The organism is Pseudomonas sp. HMWF006 (assembly GCF_003061205.1).
Lineage (GTDB): Bacteria > Pseudomonadota > Gammaproteobacteria > Pseudomonadales > Pseudomonadaceae > Aquipseudomonas > Aquipseudomonas monsensis.
Genome location: NZ_QAIU01000523.1, coordinates 1,302 through 10,503, shown reverse-complemented (window position 1 = coordinate 10,503; position 9,202 = coordinate 1,302). Strand labels below are relative to the sequence as shown.

Genomic DNA, 9,202 nt, shown 5'->3' with positions numbered 1-9,202 from the left:
GTGCGGCAGATTCGGGTGATTTACGGCCCGCACGGCGCGCCGGAATACTTCACCGAAAATTACATCGGCACGTTCTTCACCACCTTGTGGGAAGTGCATTTCAATTCCAGCCGCACCGGCGTGCGCCTGATCGGGCCGAAGCCGGAGTGGGTGCGCGCCGATGGCGGTGAAGCCGGGTTGCATCCATCGAACATTCACGACAATCCGTATGCAATCGGTGCAGTGGACTTTACCGGTGACATGCCGGTGATCCTCGGCCCGGACGGCCCGAGCCTTGGCGGGTTTGTCTGCCCGGTGACGGTGATCGAGGCGGACCTTTGGCAACTGGGGCAGCTCAAGGCGGGCGATAAAATCCAGTTCATCCCTGTCTCTCTCTCAAACGCCCGCGAGCTCGCCCTGAAATGGGCTGCCCCCTGTGGGAGCGAGCTTGCTCGCGAAAGCGGTGTTTCAGAAACATCAGTATTGATTGACCCAGCGCATTCGCGAGCAAGCTCGCTCCCACAGGGTCTGGTATCGCCTGTGGTGTTGGCGTTGGGTCAGGGGGATCGGCGGCTTGTTGCGCGGGTCTCCGGGGATACTCACCTATTGCTGGAAATCGGCGAGCCTGAACTCAATCTCGTCCTGCGCTTCCGCGCCCACGCGCTCATGCAAGCGCTGGAAAGCAAAACCCTGCACGGCGTGATCGACCTCACGCCCGGCATTCGCTCGCTGCAAATCCACTACCAGCCCGAGCAACTGCCACTCGCCGATCTGCTCGGCATCATCGCCGGCGAATGGGACGCGGTGTGTGCGGCCAACGATCTGCAAGTGCCGTCACGCATCGTGCATTTGCCGCTGTCCTGGGACGATCCGGCCTGCCAGTTGGCCATCGAAAAATACATGACCACCGTGCGCAAGGACGCGCCGTGGTGTCCGAGCAATCTGGAGTTCATACGCCGCATCAACGACCTGCCGAACCTCGACGAAGTGCAGCGCACAGTGTTCAACGCAAGCTATCTGGTGATGGGCCTTGGCGACGTTTACCTCGGCGCCCCGGTGGCGACCCCGCTGGACCCGCGCCATCGTCTGGTGACCACCAAATACAACCCGGCACGCACCTGGACTGCGGAGAATTCGGTGGGCATCGGCGGCGCCTACCTGTGCGTGTACGGCATGGAGGGCCCCGGCGGTTATCAGTTTGTCGGGCGCACGTTGCAGATGTGGAATCGCTATCGTGAAGTCGCCGCGTTCGATGGCAAACCGTGGCTGCTGCGCTTCTTCGACCAGATCCGGTTCTACCCGGTCAGCGCCGACGAGTTGCTGCGTATCCGCCGGGATTTTCCGCTCGGGCGCTTCGAACTCAACATCGAACACAGCCAGCTCAACCTTGCCGATTATCAGGCGTTTCTCAACCGTGAAGCCGAGAGCATCAGCGCGTTTCGGGCTCAGCAACAGGGCGCCTTCAATGCCGAGCGCGAACGCTGGATCACCAGTGGCCAGGCACATTTCGACAGCGAAGAAGCCCTGGCGCCGTGCAGCGAGGATTCGCCGTTGGTCGACGGTGAACACAGCGTCGACAGCCACATTGCCGGCAACCTCTGGCAGGTGCAGGTCGAGGCCGGCAGCCGCGTTGCGGCAGGTGATGTGCTGGTGATTCTCGAGTCGATGAAGATGGAAATCCCGGTACTCGCGCCGATGGCCGGGGTGGTGCGCGAGATTCGCGTGCAGCCCGGTTCAGCGGTGCGCGCCGGGCAACGGCTCGTGGTACTCGAACTCGACTGAAGCCAATTGGATAAGGATCAACTCATGAATCTGCAACTCGATGTTCTGCGCCAGGCCTATCGCTGCGGCGCCACCACACCGCGTCAGCTGCTGCCGAAGCTGCGGGAAAAAGCCGCCGCGCTGAACCCGGATTATCACCTGTTCATTCATCTGCTCAGCGTCGAAGAACTGGAGCCGTACCTCGCCGCCCTCGACGGTCGTGACCTCGACAGTCTGCCGCTGTACGGCGTGCCCTTCGCGATCAAGGACAACATTGATCTGGCCGGCATTCCCACCACCGCCGCATGCCCGGACTTTTCTTACGTGCCCGAGCGCTCGGCGACTATCGTCGAGCAATTGCTGGCGCTGGGGGCGATTCCGCTGGGCAAGACCAATCTCGATCAGTTCGCCACCGGCCTCAATGGCAGTCGCTCGCCTTTTGGCGCACGCCCCAACAGCGTGTTGGCGGAGTATCCGTCCGGCGGTTCCAGCGCCGGTTCGTCGCTGGCGGTGGCATTGGGCGTGGCGAGTTTTGCCCTGGGCACCGACACCGCAGGCTCCGGTCGGGTGCCAGCGGCGCTGAACAACCTGGTCGGGTTGAAGGCGAGCAAAGGGCTGATCTCCACGGCCGGCGTGCTGCCGGCTTGCCGCACGCTGGATTGCGTGACTACGTTCACCGCCACTGCGCGTGAGGCCAGTCAATTGCTGGCGCTGACCGCCAAACTTGATCCGGGTGATGAGTACAGCCGCCGCAATCCATCGTGGAATGACGGCTCGGCGTTTGGTGCGCCACGGGCGTTTCGTTTCGGTGTGCCGCGCGCGCAGGACCTTGAGTTTTTCGGCTGCGTCGAAGGTCCGCTGCTGTTCGGCGATGCCATCGACCGGCTCAAGGCTTTGGGTGGCGAAGCGGTTGAACTGGATCTGTCGCCGTTCCTCGAAGCCGCACGCTTGCTCTACGAAGGGCCGTGGGTCGCCGAGCGCTACAGCGTCGCCGGTGAACTGATGGAGCAGAATCCCGCAGCGGTGTTGCCGGTGATCCGCGCCGTGCTGGCCAAAGCGCCAGCGGTGACCGGCGTGCAGACCTTCCGCGCGCAGTATCAGCTGCAAGCCCTGAAAGCCCTGTGCGACCAGGCACTCGAAGGGCTCGACTGCGTACTGACCCCGACCATCGGCCGCCCGGTGACACTGGCCGAACTGGACGCAGAACCGGTGCTGCGCAACTCCGAACTGGGTTGCTACACCAACTTCATGAACCTGCTCGACTACGCCGCCGTCGCCGTGCCGAGCGGATTCATGGCCAACGGTTTGCCGTGGGGCGTGACGTTGTTTGGCCGGGTGTTTACCGATCAATACCTGCTGAGCGTGGCCGATGCGCTGCAGCGTCAGTTGGATTGCAACCTGCCGACACCGGTGAACGTTGCGCGCCATGATCGCGCACGCATCGTGGTGTGTGGCGCGCATCTGCAGGAGTTGGCGTTGAACTGGCAACTCACCCAGCGGGGTGGGCGCTTGCTGGAAACGACATTGAGCTCGCCGGACTATCAACTATACGCATTGGCCGGCGGCCCACCACTGCGACCGGGGATGGTACGAGTCAAGCATGGCGGCGTGGCGATTGCGGTGGAAGTGTGGGAGTTGCCGAGCAGCGAATTGGGCTCGTTCCTGACCGGAATTCCGGCGCCGCTTGGACTGGGCAAGGTGCAGTTGGCGGATGGGCGTTGGGAGAGCGGGTTTATCTGCGAACCGTATGGTCTGGAAGGTGCGCTGGACATCAGCCATTTGGGCGGGTGGCGGGCGTATCTTGAAACTCGGAGCTGATCCAAAAACCAACCCTCACCCTAGCCCTCTCCCGGAGGGAGAGGGGACTGACCGAGGTGTCTGTAAGAGGGTTGTCATTCAGTGATACTCCGTCGAACTCAAGTTTTGAACTCAGCACAATTTAGCTCCCTCTCAGGAGGGCGAGGGGACTGACCGAGGTGTTTGCCATGCGGTGATACCGAGCCGAACACAACTTTTGAAATCACCACAATTTAGCCTCCTCTCCCTCCGGGAGAGGGTTGGGGTGAGGGGAGCGATCCTCCTGGCACACCCTCTGCGCCATATCCCCTGCCATTTCAGGCATAAATCCCGCAGTCTTTTCCCGGCCATCCCACTAGAATGCATGCCATCGGGCAACTGCCAACGGAACCGCCATGCCGCTTCGTTCTCCCCTGTACTCGCAACGCTCGCTGGTCCTGACGCTGATCGCCCTCCTCGGCGCCGGGTTCCTCGCCACGTCACTGCTGAGCTACTACGCCTCCCGCGCATCGATCCGCGACAGCATCGTCAACACCGAACTGCCGCTGACCTCCGACACGGTCTACTCGGAAATCCAGAAAGACCTGGTCCGGCCGATCCTGATTTCTTCGATGATGTCCCGCGATACTTTCATGCGCGACTGGGTGGTCAACGGTGAACAGAACCCCGAGCAGATGACCCGCTACCTCGACGAGGTCATGACCCATTACGGCGCCTACACGGCGTTTTTCGTGTCCGACAGCACCCACATCTATTACCACGCCAAAGGCGTGCTCAAGCAGGTCAAGGTCGATGAGCCGCGCGACACCTGGTACTTCCGCGTGCGCGACATGAAAGACCCGTACGAAATCAACGTCGACCCGGATCTGGCCAACAAGGACAACCTGACGTTCTTCATCAACTACAAGGTCTACGACTACCACAACCGCTTCATCGGCGCGGCGGGCGTCGGCCTGACCGTGGACGCGGTGATCAAGCTGATCGACAAGTATCAACAGCGCTATCAACGCAGCGTGTATTTCGTCGATACCTTCGGCCGGCTGGTGTTGACCGGTGCCGACGGCGGCCCGGAAGGTGCGCACATCGGCCAGCGTCTCGGTGAACTCGAAAGCCTGAAAGGCCTGGTCAGTCAATTGCCCAAACCGCACAGCGGCAGCTATGAATATGCCACCCATGGTCAGGGGCATTTTCTCAACGTGCGATTTATTCCGGAGTTGAACTGGTACCTGTTCGTCGATAAACGCGAGGACGGCGCGCTGAGTGAAATCCGTCAGTCGCTGTACTTGAATCTGCTGATCTGCCTGTTGGTGACGCTGATTGTCCTGGCGTTGCTCAACCGTGTGATCAAACGTTTCCAGCGCAAAATCCACGCCCAGGCCACCCTCGACAGCCTCACCGAACTGCCCAACCGCCGAGGCTTCGACATTCTCGCCGCACAGGCTCTGCACGAAGCGCAACGCGAGACCAAACCACTGACCGCGTTGTTGCTCGACCTCGATCACTTCAAAGTGTTGAACGACACCTACGGACACATGGCCGGTGATCAGGTATTGATCGGTTTTGCCCGCGATCTGCAAAGCTGCCTACGCCACGCCGACATTGTCTGCCGTTGGGGTGGTGAGGAATTTATCGTTTTGCTGAAGGACACCGACGGCGACACCGCTCAGAAAATTGCCGAGAAGATCCGCCAACATGTCGAACAGCACGAATATGCCTACAACGGCCACAGCCTCAACCTGACGGCGAGCATCGGTGTCACCACCCTGCAACGCGATGACACCTTGCACAGCCTGCTGTCGCGGGCCGATCATGCGATGTACCGGGCCAAACAAACCGGCCGCAACCGAATCTGCGTGGAAATGCCTCACTCGACTTATGCCTGAATCTGACGTTAAACCCGACCATTGCCCGGCCTGCGGCGCCCGCAACGACTGCAGCCTCGCCGACCCGCGCACCGCCGACCGCGAATGCTGGTGCTATGGCGTGACTATCGACCCGGCCGTGCTCCAAGCGCTGCCGCCAGAACTGCGCAACCAATCCTGCCTGTGCCCGCGTTGCGCGCAGGTCGAGGCGCAACTGCAAGCGACCCGGCCGTCGATCCCGTAAGATGCGCGGCCTTTCACCCTGCGAATTCTGAACATGCGTGTCGACCGTTTCCTCAGCAACCTGCCCCGCTACAACCGTCAGCAGGTTCGTCTATTGCTGGTGGAAAAGCGCGTGCGGATTGACGGAAAAGTCGTCAGCGATCCCCACAGCGAAGTACTCGACTTCAGCCGAGTCGAAGTCGACGACGAGGTGTTGCAGGTCGGTAAACCGGCACGCTACTTCATGCTGCACAAACCACCGGGCTGCGTCAGCGCCACCCGTGACCCGCAGCACCCGACCGTGCTCGACCTGATCGACGAACCCGACAAGGACGATCTGCACATCGCCGGGCGTCTGGACTTCAACACCACCGGCCTGATGCTGATCACCAACGACGGCGCCTGGTCGCGACGCCTGACCCAGCCACAGACCAAGCTACCGAAGGTCTATTACGTCGAAACCGAAGAGGCGATCGGGCCGGAATACGCGATCACCTTCGCCGAAGGCATCTACTTCGCCTTCGAGGACCTGACCACACAACCGGCGCATCTGGAACGGCTCGGCCCACGCTCGGCGCGGTTAAGCATCGTCGAGGGTCGTTACCATCAGGTGAAGCGCATGTTTGGGTTCTTCAACAACAAAGTCCTGCGCCTGCACCGCGAATCCATGGGCCCGCTACTGCTCGATAACGCGCTAAAACCGGGCGAGTACCGTGCTTTGCGCACCGAAGAGATCCATTTGTTCTAAGCCCGCGACCGCTCAGCAGAAGTTGTCGAACAATTTACCAATGGCACTTGCGCGATCCCCATCCCCCTGCTTGAATCAGGACGTCGGCCAGATTGTGACCGATGAGTCACAACAAACATCCAAGAAACTTTTTGCCGGTAGAGAGCCTTCAAGGCTCCGCCTCAGCCGGCAGACTGCCCGCCAATAACAATACCCGTCGACCGCAGTCATGGATCGACATGGGCCAAGCAAATTCCAGGCGTATGCCTACCTGTCACAAAGCTCGTGCAATCTCTATTTGCGCGCATACCCGCTTGCTTGCCAGGAGTCTTATGACATGAGGCCAGAAATCGCTGTGCTGGATATACAGGGTCAGTATCGGGTTTACACGGAGTTCTATCGCGCAGACGCCGCAGAAAAGACCATCATCCTGGTCAACGGCTCGATGGCCACGACTGCGTCGTTTGCACAGACTGTGAAAAACCTGCACCCGCAATTCAACGTGGTTTGCTACGACCAGCCCTACGCGGGCCGGTCAAAAGCCCACAACCGACACGAGAAACATCTGACGAAGGAAGTCGAAGGGCAGATCCTGCTCGAGCTGATCGACCACTTCGCCGCCGAACACGTGCTCTCTTTTTCCTGGGGCGGCGCAGCTACGCTGGTTGCCCTCGCGCAACAGCCACGGCGCATCGAACGAGCGGTGATCAGTTCGTTCTCGCCGGTGATCAACGCACACATGCTCGATTACCTTGAGCGCGGCGTCGATTACCTCGGGCAACGCGACGGCGATCGCGTCGGGCACCTGGTCAACAACACCATCGGCAAACACCTGCCGTCACTGTTCAAACGCTTCAACTATCGCCACGTCAGCAGCCTGGCGGAACACGAATACGGACAGATGCACTTCCACATCAGCGACGTGCTGCACAGCGATCGGCAGTGCTATCTGAATGCAGCGAAAAAGATCAACGTGCCGGTGCTGTTTCTAAACGGCGAATGGGACGAATACACCGCCGCTGAAGACGCTCGCCTGTTCGGCAACCACGTGGCACACAGCACCTTCACTACGCTGCAAGCCACCGGGCACTTCCTCGACATGGAACACAAGGCCGCCTGCCGCGATAGCCAGAACGCCTTGCTCGGCTTTCTGAAACCGGCGCAGCAGACCAGCCGAACGCGTTACTCGTTTGTTCAGGATCAACATGCACTGGCCATTTGAAAAAGCGTCGTCGCGAGCGAGGCTGCAGGGTTGGGATTTTGCTTTGCGCACCGCAGTGCTCGCCCGCGATTGACCGTTTTCAGCGATTTAAAGCGTTCATGAGTAAAAGAAAAACTTCAAATCCGTGGCCGAGTCTGGTACAAAGTCAGCCGCTCTGAGCGGGTATAGTTTAATGGTAGAACAGTAGCTTCCCAAGCTTCCGACGAGGGTTCGATTCCCTCTACCCGCTCCACTCGAATTTTGGTCTCACGTTGTGTTTTTTGACGGGGGATGCAGGAATAGAAAAAACCGGCCTACAGGGCCGGTTTTTTTGTGGCTGGGATTTGAGGTTGGCCGCTTCGACAGCGCAGAACCATTCAGCAACACACCGTAGATTGCAGATTCGTCAGTCCCCCCTCTACGCTTCGGTTTCTCTAATGACAACAAGTGCAGTCTGCTCAAGGGAATGATCCGCACCCAGGGGCTTTGACCACCCTATCCCCGAGAAGCAAGACACGACCTGATGACCATGCTTGGGATCAATGACGAGGCAACCCCATGAAACTCGGATCCACAAAGGACTCCAGGAGTCCATTCGCAGACTTCATTCGAAATGCGAAATCGGAAGAAAAGAAGCGCGTTTACAGTGAAGTGCTGACCGAAGCTACCAAGAAACAGAATGAAGTGATGTTGGCGGCGCGCGAAAAGCAGGCCTGAGTACGATATTGAATTTCAAAAACGCCCGACCGATTGCCGGGCTATTTCATTCCATCGAAAACCCCATCTCTCATCTGCCGATTATCGTATTCCACTGGTTACCATTCGCGAACGGCAGCGTTCGGCCCAGAGTGTGTAAAAACGCTTCGCCAAAATTGGAGTGTGCGCGTTTACGTCGAATCTGAAATTTATCGGCACATCAGCAGGTGCGGATTTTACGTAGAAGCGCGATTCTCAGTCCGGGCTTGAGTACCTGTCGCGCTGAAAAACGTTTTTACACAGCCTCGGCCGATAGCAGCCGATGATGAACGACCCCTTCTGGTTTAAGCCGTTAGCCACTGAGGCATCGCTTGATGCCCCTAGCTAGTTTGATCTCGATGTAGCCCTGCCCTCCGTTCGAAGGCAGACAAAATGCATTACTCACAAATGGATTGGATGCCAGAAATCATCCCTCTACCCGCTTCACTCAAACATTGGTCTCACGTCGTGATTTTTTGACGGGGAATGAAGGCACAGCAAAAACGCGCATAAAGAACCGATTTTTTGTGTCCGGAGATTGAGGTTGGCGCTTCACATTACAGATCCACAACACTCCACCGGTTTTCACCTCCCACCCGACCGACTAGCATTCCCCATCACCCACCACCCTCCCCCTGCGCGGCCATCGACGAATACGCGCCATCACTTTCGAGGGATTCCAATCGCGGCCACTTTGCCGCTGACGATCGAACTCAAAAGAGCACTTCACCATGACGCAAAACATTTACGACGATCCCGAATTCTTCCAAGGCTACAGCCAGATGAATCGCTCCATCGGCGGCCTCGACGCGGCGCCGGAGTGGCCGGTGCTCAAGGCATTGCTGCCTTCCATGCATGGTTTGAACGTGGTGGATCTGGGCTGCGGCTATGGCTGGTTCAGCCGTTGGGCGGTCGAGC

At 59.2% G+C, this 9,202-nt stretch carries 7 protein-coding genes, 1 tRNA gene and 1 pseudogene; all 9 read left to right on the top strand.

All coding sequences use genetic code 11. From position 1 onward, the window contains the following. Window positions 1-1,761: carboxyltransferase domain-containing protein (locus DBR24_RS33415; protein ID WP_256591763.1), on the top strand; the 1,761-nt coding region annotated here is incomplete at its 5' end. Between the two features lie 24 nt (window positions 1,762-1,785). Beyond that, window positions 1,786-3,558, top strand: coding sequence for an allophanate hydrolase (gene atzF / locus DBR24_RS23560; RefSeq protein ID WP_128615947.1), 1,773 nt, complete (start codon window positions 1,786-1,788; stop codon window positions 3,556-3,558). Window positions 3,559-3,932: 374 nt separating this feature from the next. Beyond that, a complete protein-coding gene (locus DBR24_RS23555) occupies window positions 3,933-5,420 on the top strand; it encodes a sensor domain-containing diguanylate cyclase (protein ID WP_128615946.1) in 1,488 nt (495 codons plus the stop codon). After that, complete coding sequence (locus DBR24_RS23550) at window positions 5,413-5,643, top strand: cysteine-rich CWC family protein (protein ID WP_123465427.1); 231 nt, start codon at window positions 5,413-5,415, stop codon at window positions 5,641-5,643. The genes DBR24_RS23555 and DBR24_RS23550 overlap by 8 nt, the downstream gene beginning before the upstream one ends. A 33-nt stretch (window positions 5,644-5,676) precedes the next feature. Next, window positions 5,677-6,369 carry a pseudouridine synthase gene (locus tag DBR24_RS23545; RefSeq protein ID WP_128615945.1) on the top strand — a complete coding sequence of 231 codons (693 nt, stop codon included), beginning with the start codon at window positions 5,677-5,679 and terminating at the stop codon, window positions 6,367-6,369. A gap of 316 nt (window positions 6,370-6,685) precedes the next feature. Beyond that, a complete protein-coding gene (locus tag DBR24_RS23540) occupies window positions 6,686-7,570 on the top strand; it encodes an alpha/beta fold hydrolase (protein ID WP_128615944.1) in 885 nt (294 codons plus the stop codon). A 158-nt stretch (window positions 7,571-7,728) separates the two neighbouring features. Continuing rightward, window positions 7,729-7,802 (top strand) — tRNA-Gly (locus tag DBR24_RS23535). A gap of 305 nt (window positions 7,803-8,107) precedes the next feature. Continuing rightward, window positions 8,108-8,266 carry a hypothetical protein gene (locus DBR24_RS31130; protein ID WP_177490671.1) on the top strand — a complete coding sequence of 53 codons (159 nt, stop codon included), beginning with the start codon at window positions 8,108-8,110 and terminating at the stop codon, window positions 8,264-8,266. 749 nt (window positions 8,267-9,015) lie between these two features. Beyond that, window positions 9,016-9,202, top strand: a pseudogene (locus DBR24_RS33410) (SAM-dependent methyltransferase); the annotation flags it as partial.